Source organism: Ornithinibacillus sp. 4-3 (assembly GCF_040958695.1).
Classification (GTDB): domain Bacteria; phylum Bacillota; class Bacilli; order Bacillales; family Amphibacillaceae; genus CALAMD01.
Genome location: NZ_CP162599.1, coordinates 3,177,663 through 3,195,475, shown reverse-complemented (window position 1 = coordinate 3,195,475; position 17,813 = coordinate 3,177,663). Strand labels below are relative to the sequence as shown.

15 protein-coding genes are annotated in these 17,813 nt (G+C 37.1%); 14 read left to right on the top strand and 1 reads right to left on the bottom strand.

The genetic code is table 11. The features are described from left to right. Positions 1-25 precede the first annotated feature (25 nt). Both AB4Y30_RS15595 and AB4Y30_RS15590 read left to right on the top strand, forming a co-directional pair. A complete protein-coding gene (locus tag AB4Y30_RS15595; RefSeq protein ID WP_368653099.1) occupies positions 26-481 on the top strand; it encodes a RidA family protein in 456 nt (151 codons plus the stop codon). A gap of 190 nt (positions 482-671) precedes the next feature. Next, on the top strand, positions 672-1,352 hold the full coding sequence (locus tag AB4Y30_RS15590; protein ID WP_368653098.1) for a DUF2179 domain-containing protein: 681 nt from the start codon (positions 672-674) through the stop codon (positions 1,350-1,352). A gap of 67 nt (positions 1,353-1,419) precedes the next feature. Here the strand turns inward: AB4Y30_RS15590 and dat are convergent, their stop codons facing one another. After that, complete coding sequence (dat, locus tag AB4Y30_RS15585; RefSeq protein ID WP_368653097.1) at positions 1,420-2,262, bottom strand: D-amino-acid transaminase; 843 nt, start codon at positions 2,260-2,262, stop codon at positions 1,420-1,422. A 179-nt stretch (positions 2,263-2,441) separates the two neighbouring features. Between dat and AB4Y30_RS15580 the strand changes: the two genes are divergently transcribed. The 12 genes from AB4Y30_RS15580 to AB4Y30_RS15525 all read left to right on the top strand — a co-directional run bounded on the left by AB4Y30_RS15580 (position 2,442) and on the right by AB4Y30_RS15525 (position 17,511). Beyond that, the gene (locus tag AB4Y30_RS15580) at positions 2,442-4,031 is read left to right on the top strand and encodes an amidohydrolase family protein (protein WP_368653096.1); all 1,590 of its coding nucleotides are present in this window, start codon (positions 2,442-2,444) and stop codon (positions 4,029-4,031) included. Between the two features lie 13 nt (positions 4,032-4,044). Next, positions 4,045-5,175 (top strand): DSD1 family PLP-dependent enzyme, encoded by a 1,131-nt coding sequence (locus AB4Y30_RS15575; RefSeq protein WP_368653095.1) that lies wholly within the window; start codon positions 4,045-4,047, stop codon positions 5,173-5,175. Positions 5,176-5,189: 14 nt separating this feature from the next. Beyond that, the gene (locus AB4Y30_RS15570) at positions 5,190-5,591 is read left to right on the top strand and encodes a PaaI family thioesterase (protein WP_368653094.1); all 402 of its coding nucleotides are present in this window, start codon (positions 5,190-5,192) and stop codon (positions 5,589-5,591) included. Between the two features lie 541 nt (positions 5,592-6,132). Next, a complete protein-coding gene (gene purE, locus AB4Y30_RS15565) occupies positions 6,133-6,624 on the top strand; it encodes a 5-(carboxyamino)imidazole ribonucleotide mutase (protein WP_368653093.1) in 492 nt (163 codons plus the stop codon). After that, positions 6,611-7,744: a 5-(carboxyamino)imidazole ribonucleotide synthase gene (gene purK, locus AB4Y30_RS15560; RefSeq protein ID WP_368653092.1), complete on the top strand. Its 1,134-nt coding sequence runs from the start codon at positions 6,611-6,613 to the stop codon at positions 7,742-7,744. Before purE ends, purK begins: the two co-directional genes overlap by 14 nt. A gap of 75 nt (positions 7,745-7,819) precedes the next feature. Next, entirely contained in the window at positions 7,820-10,048 is a 2,229-nt protein-coding gene (gene purL / locus AB4Y30_RS15555) for a phosphoribosylformylglycinamidine synthase subunit PurL (RefSeq protein WP_368653091.1), read from the top strand. After that, on the top strand, positions 10,045-11,424 hold the full coding sequence (purF, locus tag AB4Y30_RS15550; protein WP_368655241.1) for an amidophosphoribosyltransferase: 1,380 nt from the start codon (positions 10,045-10,047) through the stop codon (positions 11,422-11,424). Before purL ends, purF begins: the two co-directional genes overlap by 4 nt. 314 nt (positions 11,425-11,738) lie before the next feature. Then, positions 11,739-12,755, top strand: coding sequence for a phosphoribosylformylglycinamidine cyclo-ligase (purM, locus tag AB4Y30_RS15545; RefSeq protein ID WP_368653090.1), 1,017 nt, complete (start codon positions 11,739-11,741; stop codon positions 12,753-12,755). Then, positions 12,752-13,315, top strand: coding sequence for a phosphoribosylglycinamide formyltransferase (gene purN / locus AB4Y30_RS15540; RefSeq protein WP_368653089.1), 564 nt, complete (start codon positions 12,752-12,754; stop codon positions 13,313-13,315). Before purM ends, purN begins: the two co-directional genes overlap by 4 nt. A 21-nt stretch (positions 13,316-13,336) precedes the next feature. Further along, positions 13,337-14,869 (top strand): bifunctional phosphoribosylaminoimidazolecarboxamide formyltransferase/IMP cyclohydrolase, encoded by a 1,533-nt coding sequence (gene purH, locus AB4Y30_RS15535; protein WP_368653088.1) that lies wholly within the window; start codon positions 13,337-13,339, stop codon positions 14,867-14,869. Positions 14,870-15,010: 141 nt separating this feature from the next. Beyond that, the gene (gene purD, locus AB4Y30_RS15530; RefSeq protein ID WP_368653087.1) at positions 15,011-16,264 is read left to right on the top strand and encodes a phosphoribosylamine--glycine ligase; all 1,254 of its coding nucleotides are present in this window, start codon (positions 15,011-15,013) and stop codon (positions 16,262-16,264) included. Between the two features lie 215 nt (positions 16,265-16,479). After that, entirely contained in the window at positions 16,480-17,511 is a 1,032-nt protein-coding gene (locus AB4Y30_RS15525) for a DUF3048 domain-containing protein (protein WP_368653086.1), read from the top strand. Positions 17,512-17,813: the final 302 nt, after the last annotated feature.

Sequence of the window (17,813 nt, the reverse complement as noted above, 5' to 3'; positions counted from 1 at the left end):
GAAATCGATAAGGAGAGTTGATAAAATGTCTGTTGAAGCGAGATTAAAGGAATTGAACATTACTCTAGAGGAAGCGCAGCCATCAGCTAATAAATTTGTACCGGTCAACCAAACAGGAAATCTTCTTTATACTTCTGGTCAAGTTTGTGCAAAGGATGGAGTGCTTGTTTCAACTGGAAAATTAGGCTCTGAGGTTTCTGTTGAAGAAGGACAAAAAGCAGCAGAACAATGTATGATCCGTTGCTTATCTGTTTTAAAGGATCATCTAGGAGATCTAGATAAGATTAAGAAAATAGTAAAAGTACTTGGTTTTGTACAAAGTGCTGATGATTTTTATGATCAGCCAGCAGTAATGAATGGAGCATCTGACTTATTACACGCGGTATTTGGAGAAAAAGGAAAACATGCTCGTGCTGCAATTGGTTCCAATGCGTTACCGAATAATGCATCTGTAGAAGTGGAGATTATTGTTGAAATATAGAATGTAAAAGGAAATTTGAAAAAATAAATAATTGTTAAGTAGGTTTTTACAGGAAAATAGAGGTATAAAATAGTTAATTTAGCTATCCTCTATTTTCTTTTGCATAAAATTAACCGTTTAATGACGGCAGAAGAAGGAAACATAAGTAGTACATTAGTTTCCCGATTGGGATTTTTAAAGGAGATGCATAATGCTTAGCAGTTTATTAAGTAATGTATATGGAATGGTCTTAATTATTCTTATCATTAATATTGTATATGTTACGTTTTCAACAATGCGAATGATTTTAACATTAAAGGGACGACGGTATTTAGCTGCCCTTGTTAGTATGGTTGAGATTGTTGTTTATATTTTAGGACTTGGTTTAGTATTAGATAATTTAGATCAAATTCAAAATTTAATTGCTTATGCAATAGGGTTTGGAATCGGAATTATTGTTGGTTCAATCATTGAAGAAAAACTAGCGCTTGGCTATATTACTGTAAATGTGGTTTCAGCTAATCCAGATCTTGCGTTTACACGTAAGCTACGCGATAAAGGATATGGTGTGACAAGTTGGTCCTCATATGGGATGGAAGGTGATCGATTATCAATGCAAATTTTAACTCCGAGAAAATATGAATTGAAGCTATATCAGTCGATTAAAGAAATTGATCCAAAAGCATTTATTATTTCATATGAACCAAAACAAATCCGCGGTGGTTTTGTGGTCAAACAAGTTCGTGCTGGAAGATTATTTAAGAATAAAAATAAGAAGCCGGAAGAAAATAAACCACCACAAAGTAGCGAACCAGTTGAACATAAAGAAGCATTAGAAACAGATGACACAAATCAAGTGGAGCAAGTTAATAAGGATAAGGAGAATGATTAGGCATTTCTCTCGTAAAAAATGAAGTATCCTAAATTTACCTAGGATACTTCATTAAATAACTTGATTTTTAACTTGGTAATAATGCTTCAAAAGCTTTCTGTAATTTACGAGTAACAGGCCCAGGCTTCCCAGTGCCAATCGCTTTATCATCCACATGGTTAATTGGTCCAATTTCAACACCAGTATTCGTTATAAATGCTTCATCCGCAGCGAATAATTCTTCAATTGTAAAAGCTTCTTCTTTTACAGGAATCTTCAAATCCTCCGCTATTTGCAATATTTTCCCACGAGTAATTCCATTTAAAATAAGATTATTAGCAGGGTGTGTAACTAACTCATTATTTTTTACGATAAAAATATTACTTGCGCTGGCTTCTGTAACAATTTCCCCACGATGTAAAATTGCTTCATGACCACCTTTATTTTTAGCTGCAGTATTTGCTAAGGTATTTGGAAGTAAATTCAAGCTTTTAATATCACAGCGCAACCAGCGAATATCTTCATGTAAATATACGTCAACACCGTTTTCTATATCTGATAAGGCTCTTTCACGTACGGTTGAATACATCGTCAATACTGGCTCTAAGTTATCAGCATAATTATGGATACGATCAGCTGCGCCTCGAGTTAACTGGATATATACATAACCGTTGATTAATTCATTTTTTTCAACTAGCTGCTCTAATAAGTTTGTTAATGCTTCTACAGTAAAAGGAAGCTTGATATGTAATTCTGTTGCACTGCGTACAAAGCGCGCTAAATGCTCATCTAATGTAAAGAACTTTCCATTATAGACTCGGACTACTTCATAAATTCCATCTCCAAATTGATAACCACGATCTTCGATATCAACTTTTGCATTTTCTCTTTCCATAAAGCCATTTTTGTAATAAATAACCAAGCACTTCACCCCTCAAAAGTTTAAATGAAATCTCTTTCCATTAACTACCGTTATTGATTTTTATTGTATAATAGAGAAGAAGGAATAGCAACGCTAGTTGGAAGATTATAGTGAATAAGAAATGTTCAGTAAAATTAAGTTGGATTAAGGATTTTTCTATTAAAATTTAAGGAAGGTGTTCTTTTTTTATGTACGATTTAATTATTAAAAATGGACAAATTTATGATGGAACAGGGAATCCAGCAACACAGCTTGACTTAGGAATAAAGGATGGAAAAATAAAAAAGATTGGGCACTTAGGCGACGCAGAAGCAACACAAATTATCGATGCTAAGAATCTTGCTGTATCTCCTGGTTTTATTGATGCACATTCCCATTCAGATTTACTTTGCACAAAGCCAGAGATGCAAAAAGTAAAGTTGAGGCAAGGGGTGACAACAGAATTACTTGGCCAAGATGGGATATCTGTAGCACCTGTTTCTGATAAGACTCGTCCATTATGGCAGCAACAACTAAAAGCGTTAAACGGAGATATTGGTGATTGGCCATGGGAGTCAATTGCAGAGTACTTAGCTTTTTTAGAAAAATCATCTATCCCTTGTAATGCGCTTTACTTAGTGCCACATGGTGCTGTGCGTTCTTTAGTTATGGGATTTGAGGAACGTATTGCAACAAAGGAAGAGATGGAGCAAATGCGTTTGCTTGTGGAAGAAGGAATGCGTCAAGGTGCTGTTGGCTTATCGACAGGGCTTGAATATACGCCGAATTTATATTCAGATAAAGATGAACTAATTGAGATTTGTAAAGGATCAGCGAAATATCATGGATCACTTGTTGTGCATATTCGTAATGAAGACGATACATGTCTAGAAGCTTTAGATGAAGTAGTTGATGTTGCTAGACAATCTGGTGTACGTTTGCATATTTCACATTTTAAAGTAGCGGGCGAAGGAAATCGTGATAAATACGAAATATTTTTAAATAAGATGATGGAAGCACGTGAAGAAGGTATTGAAGTGACATTTGATCAATATCCTTATGTGCATGGTTCAACAGTTCTGCTATCCATATTACCAGCTTGGATGCATGCAGGTGGCACCGGGAAAATGTTAGAGCGTTTAAAGGATCCAAAAGCACGGGCTCAAGTGAAAGCAGATTATGATGTTTCACGTGGTTATAAGAATTTTAAAGATGAAAATGAATGGAAGAAGATTACTATAAATTTTGTTGCTACGGAAGCGAATAAAGTTTTAGAAGGAAAAACAATGTACGAAGTGGCTGAGCTGCGTAAACAAGATCCTTTTGATGCCATGTTTGATTTATTAATTGAAGAAGATGCAGCAGTGACAATGATTGTGGAATGGGGATTTGAAGAAGATATTATTTATGGAATGAAGCATGAGCTACAAATGGTAGGTTCAGACGGAATATTTGGTGGACGTCCACATCCACGAGTGAGTGGAACATTTCCACGAGTGCTTGGGAAGTATGCACGTGAAGAAGGGGTATTTACCTTAGCAGAAGCAATTCGAAAAATGACAGCGGCACCTGCACAATTTTTGCGATTACATGACCGTGGTTTACTACGTGAAAATTATTGGGCAGATATTGTTATCTTTGATCCTAAAACAGTTACAGATCAAGCAACTTATGAAGATCCTATGCAAGCTCCAATTGGAATAGAGTACGTTATTGTTAATGGAGAAATAACCATTAAGCAGAATGAGTATACAGGTACAACATCAGGAAAAGTTATTCGTCTTCAAGACCTAGCTTAGGAGGGGGCATCACATGACATCTATCGAACAATATAGACGGGAGTATCTAGGGAAAAGCGTTGAGGAACTACCAACGCCATCTCTATTATTGGATTTAGATTTATTCGAAAAAAATATTACGAAAATGAGTGAGCATGCAAAACAAGTTGGGATTTATATTCGTCCTCATTCAAAGGCGCATAAATCCCCAGAGATTGCTCGTAGACAATTAGCTGCTGGGGCTGTGGGTATTTGTACAGCAACCATTCAAGAAGCAACAGCAATGGTAGATGCAGGAGTGGAAGGGGTTTTAATTACATCACCAATGGCTGGGCGTGAGAAAATCCAAAGGCTTGTAGCATTGACTCAAAAACAACCAAGCCTTCTAACAGTAGTAGATAATGCATTACATGTAGAACAATTGAATGAAGTGGCTTGTCAATCGAACGTAAAATTAAATGTACTTATTGATATTGACCCAAATCTAAATCGTACAGGAGTTGCTGCTGGAGCAGCAACGATTGCATTGGCGGATTGTATTATGAAGCAATCACATATCCAGTTATGTGGAGTCCAATGCTATAGCGGTAAATCAGCACATATTCATGGGTATCAAGAGCGTTATCGTCATTCAAAGGAAGCAATGACACCAGGAATGGAAACCTTTTTAAAGCTTAAAGAAATGGGCTATCCAGTAGAGATTATGACTGGTGGAAGTACAGGGACATATAATATTGATCCGACCTTTGGTGTGATGACAGAGCTTCAAGTAGGCTCTTATATTTTCATGGATACGGATTATCATTTAATTGGTGGTAAAGAAAAAGCAGAATATGATGATTTTGATAATGCATTGACTGTACTAGCTACAGTTGTAAGCAAAAATCATTCTGGTATTGCAACCATTGATGCTGGATTAAAGGCGATGGCAACAGATCGAACATTTAATCCACGAATTAAAGGGAATCAGAAAATTGATTTTCAATTCTCAGGGGATGAGCATGGAAGATTAAGCTTTAATGAAGCAGAGGTTTCTATCCAGCTTGGCGATCGTGTAGAAGTGATTGCTCCACATTGTGATCCAACAGTGAATTTATATCAACGTTTTATGTGTGTACGAAATGGTATCGTTGAAGATATTTGGGAAATCGGTGGGAAGTATTAAAAGGAAGTGAAGTTATGGAAGAACGATTAAAAAGGTTAGAAAGAGAATTTAATGAAAGTACTTTTTGGCAGTTTTTAGGGATACATATTATTGAAATAAAAGAAGGAACAGCAAAAACAGAGTTAAATATTCATCCTTCATTACTAAATGTTAATGGAACGCTTCATGGTGGTATCTATGCGACCATACTTGATTCAACGATGGGATTAACCTCAAGAACAATCGGTATGGATGGATCAGTAACTTTGCAGATGAATGTTCAATTTTTAAGCTCAGTAACGAATGGCAAGGTTTATGCAGAAGCGAATATTGTGCATCGAACTCGCTCGACTGCGTTGGTAGAAGGCAAATTATATGATGAGACTAATAAATTGCTTGCACATAGTACGGCAACTTTTAAAATGATTCGTAAATAAACGGTTGAACTTTGTGCTTTTATGTAAACAGATTTTATGTACGAATTTAGTTATAGTTTTAAGCAAGTAATTCCTGTTTTATGAATTTTGTGTGAAGAAATTTGAACAAAAAACAGCAAAAACCGAACATTAATATTAAAATGAATAAAAATGTTCGATGTTTTATTGACAGTATTCTTCAAATTTTGTTATGCTATATATCAGTTAAAACGTAGGTTGTTTTCTTAAAGAGGATGTTCAAAAAGCCCAATAAAAATGACATGGCGAATTTCTGCGTTGGCTTGCTTTTCCGTTACTCACGTATCTAAAAACATACGTTCCGTTACTCAAAGCTACGCCGCCTTGAACTTCTTGGTCCTTTTTATCGTCCTTTTTGAACACGGATTTAATAACAACCTTGTTTGTCTTTTTCAGGATTAAAATGAGAGGCAAAAGGGAATAGATAAACCAAAGTTTTACTTTTTTCGACTAGCTGATAAAGAAATGATTATATTTTAAACTTGATAATAAAATTGAATATTTTTGAAGAAAGAGGGATTGTATGACAGCGGTTGGCATTATTATGGGAAGTATTTCTGATTGGGAGACGATGAAGCACGCATGTGACGTTCTTGACGAATTAGGAATTACTTATGAAAAAGATGTTATTTCTGCACATCGTACACCAGATGAAATGTTTCAATATGCAAAGTCTGCTCGCGAAAGAGGATTAAAAGTAATTATCGCAGGCGCAGGTGGAGCAGCACACTTACCAGGCATGGTGGCATCACAGACAACTTTGCCTGTTATTGGCGTTCCTGTACAAAGCCGAGCATTAAATGGACTTGATTCTTTATTATCTATTGTACAGATGCCTGGTGGGGTCCCGACTGCAACCATGGCAATCGGTAAAGCTGGAGCAACGAATGCTGGATTATTTGCAGCACAAATTCTTGGAGCTTTCGATACAGGAATTGCAGAAAATCTTCAAGAATATCGAAGAAATATGCAAACTAAAGTAGAAGAAATGAGGGACAACCTTGCCGAATATTAAAGTAACACTTCCTGGTCAAACGATTGGAATTATTGGTGGAGGACAGCTTGGCCGAATGATGGCAATTGCTGCAAGGTATATGGGTTACAAAATTGCTGTGCTAGATCCAACGCCAGATTGTCCCACTGCTCAAATAGCAGATCATCATGTTGTCGCAGCATACGATGATATGGACGCAATTAAGGAACTAACAGAAATTAGTGATGTAGTTACATATGAATTTGAAAACGTGGATTTAACAGCAGCAACGTATATAGAAGAAAAAGGAAAGCTGCCTCAAGGTGCTTATGCACTAGAAATCACACAAAATCGTGAAAAAGAAAAAACAATTATGAAAGATTTGAATTTGCCAATCCCTCAATTTGCTATTGTTCATAATGGGGGAGAATGTGCACAAGCATTAACAGAATTTAATCTTCCAGCAGTGATTAAAACTTGTCGTGGCGGATATGACGGAAAAGGTCAGTTGAAAATTGAATCCGTAGCAGATATAGAAGATGCAATTAAATTTGCTGACGCTCATCATCCATGTATTATCGAGCAATGGATTAGATTTGATAAAGAAGTATCAGTTGTATTTTCTCGTTCACAAACAGGTGAAATAGCATATTTTCCAATAGCTGAAAATGAACATCGAGATCATATTTTATATAAAACAACAGTTCCAGCAGCTATCAGTACAGTTGTACAAGAAAAAGCAATGGAAGCAGCAAAGCTACTTGGAGAAAAAATGAATATTGTTGGGACATTTGCCATTGAAATGTTCGTTTATAAGGATGATATTTATTTAAATGAAATGGCTCCACGACCACATAATTCAGGGCATTATACAATAGAAGGATGTAATATTTCTCAATTTGGACAGCATATCCGTGCAATTTGTGGCTTACCACTAACACCAATTGAATTATTGCAACCATCTGTCATGGTAAATATTCTAGGAGAGCATATGGAGGATGTACTTAATCATATGCAAACATCCGAAAATGGACATGTACATCTTTACGGGAAAGCAGAGGCAAAAGAAAAGCGTAAGATGGGACATATTACATTTATCGCCGACACTGCTGAAAAAGTAGCTAAGCAAGTAGCAGCATATGAGGAAAATGATCAAGCTTAAGTAGAATAAAAACATTTGCAATAAAGCTTCATTAATATAGATGCACTAGCATGAACCTATTTTAATTTTTGGAAAATGAGAAGGGAGAAATCCAGCGTGAAAAACGTGAAACCAGAACAAATCGAAAGCGAAAAGTTGTACAAAGAAATGGGATTAACAGATGAGGAATATGCATTAGCTAAAGAGGTAATGGGCCGTCACCCAAACTACACTGAAACAGGAATTTTCTCCGTTATGTGGTCAGAACATTGTAGCTATAAATCATCTAAACCATTATTAAGAAAATTCCCTAACGAAGCACCACAAGTATTAGTTGGTCCTGGTGAAGGAGCAGGTGTTATTGATATTGGAGATAACCAAGCAGTTGTTTTCAAAATGGAAAGTCACAATAGCCCATCTCGTATTAATCCATACGAAGGTGCAGCAACAGGTATTGGTGGAATCCTACGTGACGTCTTTTCGATGGGAGCTCGTCCGATAGCAGCATTGAATTCGCTACGATTTGGTAATTTAGGTTCAGAACGTACGAATTATCTATTTAAAGAAGTAGTTCGTGGAATGGCTGATTATGGTAATCAAGTAGGCGTACCATCTGTTGGTGGAGAAGTTCAATTTGATAATTGTTATGAAGGAACACCACTTGTAAATGCAATGGTTGTTGGTTTATTAAATCATGATGATATCCAAAAAGGAATTGCAGCTGGTGTAGGAAATACAGTAATTTATGCAGGTGCAGCTACTGGACGTGACGGAATTCATGGAGCTACACATTCTTCGGATGATAAGGATAATGAAGATGCAAAACCGGCAGCAGGAGATCCAATTTTAGAGAAACGTTTAATTGAAGCATGCTTAGAAACTATTCATTCTGACGCATTAGTTGGGATGCAGGATATGGGTGCAGCTGGCTTAACATCTTCAGGTAGTGAAATGGCAAGCAAGGCAGGCACAGGAATGGAATTAAACTTAGACTTCGTTCCTCAAGCAGAAGAAGATATGACAGCATATGAAATGATGTTATCTGAAACACAAGAGCGTATGTTACTTGTAGTGAAAAAAGGACAAGAACAAGAAATTTTAGATATTTTTAAGAAGCATGATGTATTTGCTTGTGTTGTAGGAGAAGTAATTGAAGAGCAAGTATTTCGCATTAAGCATCAAGGGGAGGTAATGGCTAATATTCCAGCTGATGCTTTAGATGAAAAAGCTCCAGTTTATTATTTACCGACAAAAGAGGCATCTTATTTCAAGCCTTACCAAGAAATGGCTCCTTATGCACCTCAAGTTGATAATTATGGTGAAACATTAAAGCAATTATTGCAACAGCCAACGATTGCTAGCAAGAAATGGATTTATGAGCAATTTGATTCGGAAGCAAGAGGGAATACCATTGCTGGACCAGGTGCAGGAGCTGCAGTAGTACAAATTGGTGATCAAGATAAAGCAATTGCAATTACTGCAGATTGTAATTCTCGTTATATTTATTTAGATCCAGAAACTGGTGGAAAGATTGCTATTGCAGAAGCAGCACGTAACATCGTTTGTTCCGGAGCTCGTCCATTAGGAGTTACAGATGGATTAAATTATGGTAATCCGACAAATGAAGAGATTTTCTGGCAAATGGATAAAAGTATCGATGGTATCAGCGAAGCATGTAAGGTGATGGGACTTCCTGTAATTAGTGGGAATGTATCTATGTATAACCAAGCAAATAATGTCCCTATCTTCCCAACACCAATTATTGGAATGGTTGGATTACATGAATCACTAGAACATATTACGCCAAACTCTTTCCAAGCAGCAGGAGACGCAATTTTCTTAATTGGTGAGACGAAAGCCGAGTTTGGTGGAAGTGAGCTACAAAATTTATTACTAAATAAATATGAGGGACAAGCTCCTTCTATTGATCTAGATGTAGAATTTAGTCGTCAAAAGGCATTATTAGAAGCAATTAAGCATGGTGTTGTTGAATCAGCACAAGATGTTGCTGAAGGTGGAGTTGCTGTTACTTTAGTAGAATCTATTGTCACAAAAGATCTTGGAGCAGAAGTTACATTAACAGGTGACGCAACAGCAGCATTATTTAGTGAATCACAATCACGTTTTATTGTTACAGTAAAAGAAGAGAATAAAGAAAAATTTGCTACCCTCGTAGAAGGAGCAATAGAAATCGGACGTGTAACAGCAGAACAAGCATTAAATATTAATGTAGATAGTGAGCTGGTTGTTTCGGAACAAGTAGAAGAACTTAGAAAGCTTTGGGAAGAAGCTATCCCAGCAGCTTTACTAAAATCAGATAAATAAATGAGGAATGTATTGTGTTTGGTATTTGGGGACATCCAAAAGCGGCGGAAATAACTTATTATGGCCTTCATGCACTCCAACACCGTGGTCAAGACGGTGCTGGATTAATCGTTAATGATGGAAAAACATTAAAACTTCATAAAGATACTGGGTTAGTTAATGATGTATTTAAACGAGTTGATTTTTCAAAATTTCCAGGTCATGCGGCAATTGGTCATGTGTTGAATATGAGTAAGAATGGGGTAGAGGTTGATAATGTACAACCCCTTCTATTCCGTTCTTTCTCTGGAAACATGGCAGTAGCACATAAAGGAAATATTAAAAATACACAGGAGCTTATTAAGGAATTAGAGACAGAGGGAAGTATTTTACAGACAAACTCCACTCCTGAGGTACTTGCTCATTTAATTAAAAGAAAAGGACGAGCTGTTAATGAGGATTCAGTTATTGATGCGTTAAAGCAGGTAGTTGGCGCTTATGCATTTATGATCTTAACAGATGATAAATTATTTATTGCTTTAGATCCTCGTGGTATTCGTCCGCTCTCTTTAGGAAAACTTGGTGATGCTTATGTAGTAGCATCAGAAACTTGTGCCTTTAACATTGTTGGAGCTAACTTTGTTCGTGAGATTTTACCAGGAGAGCTTGTGACAATTAGTGACGAAGGTGTTAAAACAACTCGATTTAATTTAAGAGAACCACGTAAAATTTGTGCAATGGAATATATTTATTATTCTCGTCCAGATACAGATTTAAATACAGTGAATGTCCATGCAGCTCGTAAACGTTCAGGAATTGAGTTAGCGAAGGAAGCACCAGTTGAAGCGGATGTAGTAACAGGGGTTCCAGACTCGAGTATTTCTGCTGCTATTGGATATGCAGAGCAATCAGGTATTCCTTATGAGATGGGAATTATTAAAAATCGTTATGTTGGACGTACATTTATCCAGCCATCACAAGAACTTAGGGAGCAAGGGGTGAAAATTAAATTATCACCTGTTCGTGGAATTGTTGATGGGAAGCGTGTTGTGATGATTGATGATTCGATTGTTCGTGGAACGACTTGTCGACGTATTGTTGGGTTATTAAAAGAAGCAGGAGCAAAAGAAGTACATGTTCGTATTGCATCCCCACCAATGGAGAATCGCTGCTATTGTGGAGTAGATGTAACGACGAAAAAAGAATTAATTGCAGCTAAACACTCCATAGAAGAAATCCGAGAAATCATCGGTGCAGATAGCTTAGAATTCCTAAGTCAAGAAGGATTAGAAAATGCGATCGTTACTGAAGAAACAATTAATCAAGGAATTTGCCATTGCTTTGAAGGAGACTTTCCCGCAGAAGAAGGCGAAAAACTAGCAGAAATGCATGAATAAGAGCTAGACAACGCTAGCTTTGAATTAGCAGTACTTTGCGCAATTTTTATACTTTCTTACTCTATAAAGTAAAACAGACTAGGTTCAGCTGAAGCTCTCAACTCCAACTGAACCTTCGTTTTACTTATTGGGATAAAGAAAGTATGGGACAAAGGAAGAGGCTGTGATAGAAGAAGTGGTTAGTATAAAAATGAACAATCTGTAGATAAAACGAAGTACATTTACGACGTGCAGATAATGGTTCAAAAACTACTATTGTCCCTTCTCTATGAAAATAAATAAGAGATTATTATACACTAGGAGCGAGATGGAATATGTCGATGTATAAAAAAGCAGGCGTAGATGTAGAAGCAGGCTATGAAGCTGTTGAACGTATGAAAAAACATGTTGCTAAAACAATGCGCCCAGAAGTAATTGGTGGATTAGGTTCATTTGCAGGTTTATTTGATCTTTCATCTTTAAACTACAAAGAGCCCGTATTAGTCTCAGGTACTGACGGAGTAGGAACCAAGCTAAAATTAGCATTTGAACTGGATAAGCATGACACAATTGGAATTGATTTAGTAGCAATGTGTGTAAATGACATTGTTGCACAAGGGGCAAAACCGTTATTTTTCTTAGATTATATTGGTTGTGGAAAGAATAATCCCGCTGTTATTGAACAAATCGTTGCAGGTGTTTCAGAAGGGTGTGTGCAGTCGGAAGCCGCTTTAGTTGGTGGAGAAACTGCAGAAATGCCTGGAATGTACGCAGAAGAAGAGTATGATTTAGCCGGATTTACAGTAGGAATTGCGGAGAAATCGGCATTAATTACAGGGAAAGCTGTAGCAGCAGGAGATGTTGTGATTGGACTCCCATCTAGTGGAATTCATTCAAATGGTTACTCCCTTGTTCGCAAAATTGTGGAGGATCTTGATTTAACGAAGCAATATGATGGATTATCTAAACCACTTGGCGAGCTTTTACTTACACCGACGAAAATTTATGTGAAGCCAATCCATGCGCTTTTAGAAAAGGTAGCAATTAACGGGATCTCCCACATAACTGGTGGTGGATTTTATGAGAATTTACCAAGAATTTTACCAGAAGGCTTGGGTGTAGAAATTACAGAAGGGACATGGGAAGTACCAGAAATCATTTCCTTTGTTCAAGCTAAAGGGGAAATTCCAAAACAAGATATGTATGGCACTTTCAACATGGGTGTTGGAATGGCAGTAGTTGTAAAAGAAGAAGACGCAGAGGAAGCTCTAGCAATCCTTAAAGAGAATGGGGAAGATGCCTCCATCATTGGAAAGATCACCACAAATGAAGGAGTGCAGTTTACGTCATGACAAGAGCTCGTGCCGCAGTGTTTGCTTCTGGAACAGGTAGTAATTTTGAAGCAATCATGAATGCTGGTGAATTAAATTGTGATATTACATTACTCGTATGCGACAAACCAGGCGCTACAGTAATCAAAAAAGCCGAAGCCTTTCATGTGTCGACATTTGTTTTTGATGCGAAGACATATGAATCAAAGGCAGTCTATGAGCAAGAAATTGTCGAAAAGCTACAAGCAGAAAATATCGAATGGGTCTTCCTGGCTGGCTATATGCGTATTGTAGGGCCAACATTTTTAAATGCATATGAAGGAAGAATTATTAATATCCATCCTTCTTTACTCCCTGATTTTCCAGGCAAAGATGCGATCGGTGATGCTTTTCGTGCTGGAGTAAAAGAAACAGGAGTTACGATACATTATGTAGATGAAGGCATTGATACAGGGCCAATTATTGCTCAGGAAAAAGTATTGGTGAAAGAAGACGATACATTAGATACGTTAAAAAATCGCATCCATCAAGTAGAGCATCAATTATATCCGCGTGTTATTAGACAATTAACGACGAAGTAAGTAAATGAGGAGAGAGCTTGAATGACGAAGAGAGCTTTAATCAGTGTTTCGAATAAAACAGGTATTGAAGAATTTGCTAAAGGATTAGTAGAGTTAAATTTTGAGATTATTTCTACCGGAGGAACATTAAAATTGCTTCAAGATGCTGGCGTTCCAGCTATTGCTGTAGATGAAGTAACAGGTTTCCCAGAAATTTTAGATGGGCGTGTAAAAACATTACATCCAAAAGTTCATGGTGGACTACTTGCAAAGCGTAGTGAAGCAAGTCATGTAGAACAATTAAAAGCAAATGAAATTGATCCAATTGATATGGTTGTTGTAAATTTATATCCGTTTAAAGAAACATTGGCTAAAACAGACGTAACACATGAAGAAATCATTGAAAACATTGATATTGGTGGCCCAACAATGTTGCGCGCATCCGCAAAGAACTTTGCAGATGTTACAGTTGTTGTAGATCCTACTGATTATAATCAAGTACTTGCTGATTTAGAAGCTAATAAACTAGATGAAAAGAAAAGAATGGAATTAGCTGCAAAGGTTTTCCGTCATACAGCAAATTATGATGCAATGATTGCGCGTTATTTTATGGGTGTGACAGAAGAAGAATTCCCAGAAGCTTATACAGTAACCTATGAAAAGGTCCAATCCTTACGCTATGGTGAAAACCCACATCAGCAAGCTGCATTTTATAAAGATCCACAAGAGAAGGGTATGAGCTTAGCAACAGCGAAGCAATTACACGGAAAAGAACTATCCTATAATAATATTCAAGATGCCAATGCAGCTTTAGAAATGGTAACAGAATATGATACTCCAACAGTTGTTGCGGTTAAGCATATGAACCCATGTGGAATTGGTTCTGGTGAATCGATTAGCACAGCATTTAAGCGTGCCTATGATGCAGATCCAATATCTATTTTTGGTGGAATTATTGCTTGCAACCGTGAAGTGGACAAAGAAACTGCTGCTCAAATTAGTGAGCTATTTATCGAAATTGTGCTTGCACCAGGCTTCACACAAGAAGCATTGGATATTTTGACTGTGAAAAAGAACATTCGCTTACTTGAATTAACAATGGACAAAGATAATAAAGATTATTATAAATTCGTTACTGTAAAAGGTGGCGTGCTTATCCAGCATAGTGATGATGGTGAGGTTACAGAAGAACAATTAACCTGCTCGACAAAACGTCAGCCAACGGAAGAAGAATTAGTAGATTTATTATTTGCTTGGAAAGCTGTAAAACACGTGAAATCAAATGCGATTGTTTTAGCAAAAGGTAATCAGACCATTGGAATTGGTGCTGGACAGATGAATCGTATAGGTGCAGCAAAAATTGCAATTAATCAAGCGGGAGAACAGGCAAAAGGTAGCGTGCTAGCATCTGATGCATTTTTCCCAATGCCAGATACCGTAGAAGCAGCTGCCAAAGCGGGTGTGACAGCAATTATTCAACCAGGTGGATCCAAACAAGATCAAGCTTCCATTGACGCTTGTAATGAAGCTGGGATTGCAATGGTACATACAGGAATGCGCCATTTCAAACATTGATTTTTTATGGGAAAGGCTTGTCGAAATTCGATAAGCCCTTTTTTCACAGTAGGATAAGCTGAATACATAACTAATAAAAGTTTGTAAGAATTTTTCCGGAGCGAATTGCTCTTATCAATCAAAAAAAGGGTGTTTTAGAAGATGAATGTACTTGTAGTTGGCCGCGGTGGCCGCGAGCATGCAATCGTTATGCAACTGAAAAAAAGCGAACGCATTGAGAATATTTTTGTAGCACCTGGAAATGGTGGCATGGAACAACATGCAACATGTGTTGAAATTAATGAAATGGACATCGACGCTTTAATAAACTTTGCTAAAGAAAATGCAGTGGATTTCACTGTAGTTGGACCAGAAAATCCATTGAATGCTGGAATTGCTAATCGTTTTACGAAAGAAGGCCTAGCTATTTTTGCACCAACAGAGGAAGCTGCTTTACTTGAAGGAAGTAAGAGCTTTGCTAAAGATTTTATGGAGAAATATCAAATTCCAACTGCCTCCTATCAAACATTTACAGAAGCAGAGGCGGCAAAGAGATACATCGAAGAACAAGGTGCACCAATTGTAATTAAAGCAGATGGCCTAGCAGAAGGTAAAGGAGTAGTTGTTGCCGAAACAAAGGAAGACGCAATCCAAGCAATTGATGACATGATGGTGGAGAAACGTTTTGCGAGTGCTGGTTCGACAATAGTTATTGAAGAATTTCTTGCAGGTGTCGAATTTTCATTAATGGCATTTGTTAATGGCCATCAAGTATATCCAATGACTCCAGCTCGAGATCATAAACGTGCCTATGATAATGATGAAGGACCAAATACTGGTGGAATGGGTGCTTTTGCTCCTGTGCCTGACATTACAGATGATATTATTGCTTATGCAACAAAAGAAATTCTACAAAAAGCAGCTGATGGCTTAGTTGCTGAAGGCCGTTCATTTACGGGTATTTTATATGCTGGATTAATGCAAACTGCTGAAGGTCCAAAAGTAATCGAATTTAATACTCGTTTTGGTGATCCAGAAACACAGGTTGTTCTACCATTACTTGAAAATGAATTGATTCAAGTAATGGAGGATGTTGTAGCTGGAAATGATCCGAAGTTAAAGTGGAAGAAGGAAGCATGTTTAGGTGTTGTGCTTGCTTCTACTGGTTATCCAGGAACTTATAATAAAGAGGTGCCTTTACCCGCAGTAGAAGATACAGAAGATTGTTTTGTTATTCAGGCAGGAACAAAGCAAACAAATGAAGGAATCGTATCTAATGGAGGACGCGTGCTATTAGTTGGTTCTGTAGGAAAGGATTTACAAAAAGCGTCAGAAGCAGTATATGAATATTTAAAAGCATATGATGCTAATGAAGCGTTCTTTTACCGTAAAGATATTGGTAAATCGAGTTTATAAATAACCTTTTAAGATAAGAAATTTAATCAAAAGTCCGATGAGAGATAAAAACTTCCCTCATCGGATTTCTTATGTCGAGATCTCGAAAAGTAGTTTTACACCAACAACAAAGATAAACTTTTTCTATTAAATAAAGACTTTTGTACTTTAAAGTGATATCATTGTAAAAACGATAAAAAGAAGAAGATTAAAATGCAAAACTAGGAGATGTACTGATGAAAAGAAAATATGCGATACTAGTACTTCTAATGGTAGTATTACTTACTGCTTGTTCTAAAAACAAAGTAGAAGAATCTGAACCAGATGAATCAAATGAACCAGAACAATCCGAAGAAACAGCAACAAATATTGCCCCATTAACTGGTTTGCCAGTAGAGGGCGAAATTACTAATCGCCCAATTAGTGTAATGGTTAATAATCAAATTCAAGCACGTCCACAAACTGGTTTATCGAATGCAGATATCGTTTTTGAAATTCTATCTGAAGCAAGTATTACTAGGTTTCTTGCTATCTATCAAAGTGATTTACCGGAAGTAGTAGGTCCTGTGCGAAGTGCACGTGAATATTATTTTGAACTTGCACAAGGCTATGATGCTATCTATATTCATCATGGTGCCGCGAAATTTGTCAGTCAGATGATTAAAGATCGTGGTATTGATTACATTGATGGTGGATTCCATGATAATGATGGAGTTTTATTTAAACGTGAATCCTTCCGTAAAGCACCACATAATTCTTATTTGCAAATGAAAGCCGTTTACGATGAGGCTGAAGCAGAAGGATATACTATCAATACAGATATAGCCCCACTTCCTTTTGTAGCAGAAGGAGAGGAAATATCTGGAGAAGCAGCCGCAAGTGTAGAAATCGCCTATTCAAATGCAGCTGGAGATCTTGTTGAATACCGTTATGATGAAACACTGGAAAAATATACACGATACATGGGAGGAGAACAATTTATTGAGTTAGATACAGAAGAACCAATTTTGACAGATAATATTTTTATTGTAGAAACAGAGCATGAAGTTATTGATGATGAGGGGCGTCGTGCTGTTGATATTACTTCAGGAGGAAATGCATTACTTATTCGCAAAGGAAAAGTAGAGACATTAGAATGGAAAAATGAAAATGGGTACATTATTCCTGTGAAAGATGGAGAAACAGTAGGATTTACGCCAGGGAAAACATGGATTAATATTGTTCCAACAAGCCCAGGCATGGATCAATCTGTCCAAATAAATAATTAAAAGAGGATGTTCAAAAAGTCCAACAAAATGACACATCGAAAAGAGGAACTTCGACTAAGTTCCTCTCGCGTCCTGTGTCGAACGTCGAAGTCATCACACACGCGCAAGTCGTTGATACCATTTTTACGATACTCACGTATTTAAAAGCATAGAGGAACTTCTGTTATAACCGCCTACGTCACGAGAACAACACAGAAGTCACCACCACACGCGTAAGTCCGTTCGTAAAAATGATGTCACCTTGAACTACTTGGTGCTTTTTATCGTCCTTTTTGAACACGTATTAAAAATAATAGGAGGCG

Bases quoted from the DNA above. Each gene is read 5' to 3' on its own strand.
- AB4Y30_RS15570 (WP_368653094.1), top strand. From the start codon at position 5,190: ATGGAAGAACGATTAAAAAGGTTAGAAAGAGAATTTAATGAAAGTACT.
- purH (WP_368653088.1), top strand. From the start codon at position 13,337: ATGACGAAGAGAGCTTTAATCAGTGTTTCGAATAAAACAGGTATTGAA.
- purD (WP_368653087.1), top strand. From the start codon at position 15,011: ATGAATGTACTTGTAGTTGGCCGCGGTGGCCGCGAGCATGCAATCGTT.
- AB4Y30_RS15575 (WP_368653095.1), top strand. From the start codon at position 4,045: ATGACATCTATCGAACAATATAGACGGGAGTATCTAGGGAAAAGCGTT.
- purN (WP_368653089.1), top strand. From the start codon at position 12,752: ATGACAAGAGCTCGTGCCGCAGTGTTTGCTTCTGGAACAGGTAGTAAT.
- AB4Y30_RS15595 (WP_368653099.1), top strand. From the start codon at position 26: ATGTCTGTTGAAGCGAGATTAAAGGAATTGAACATTACTCTAGAGGAA.
- purL (WP_368653091.1), top strand. From the start codon at position 7,820: ATGAGAAGGGAGAAATCCAGCGTGAAAAACGTGAAACCAGAACAAATC.
- AB4Y30_RS15590 (WP_368653098.1), top strand. From the start codon at position 672: ATGCTTAGCAGTTTATTAAGTAATGTATATGGAATGGTCTTAATTATT.
- AB4Y30_RS15580 (WP_368653096.1), top strand. From the start codon at position 2,442: ATGTACGATTTAATTATTAAAAATGGACAAATTTATGATGGAACAGGG.
- purE (WP_368653093.1), top strand. From the start codon at position 6,133: ATGACAGCGGTTGGCATTATTATGGGAAGTATTTCTGATTGGGAGACG.
- purM (WP_368653090.1), top strand. From the start codon at position 11,739: ATGTCGATGTATAAAAAAGCAGGCGTAGATGTAGAAGCAGGCTATGAA.
- AB4Y30_RS15525 (WP_368653086.1), top strand. From the start codon at position 16,480: ATGAAAAGAAAATATGCGATACTAGTACTTCTAATGGTAGTATTACTT.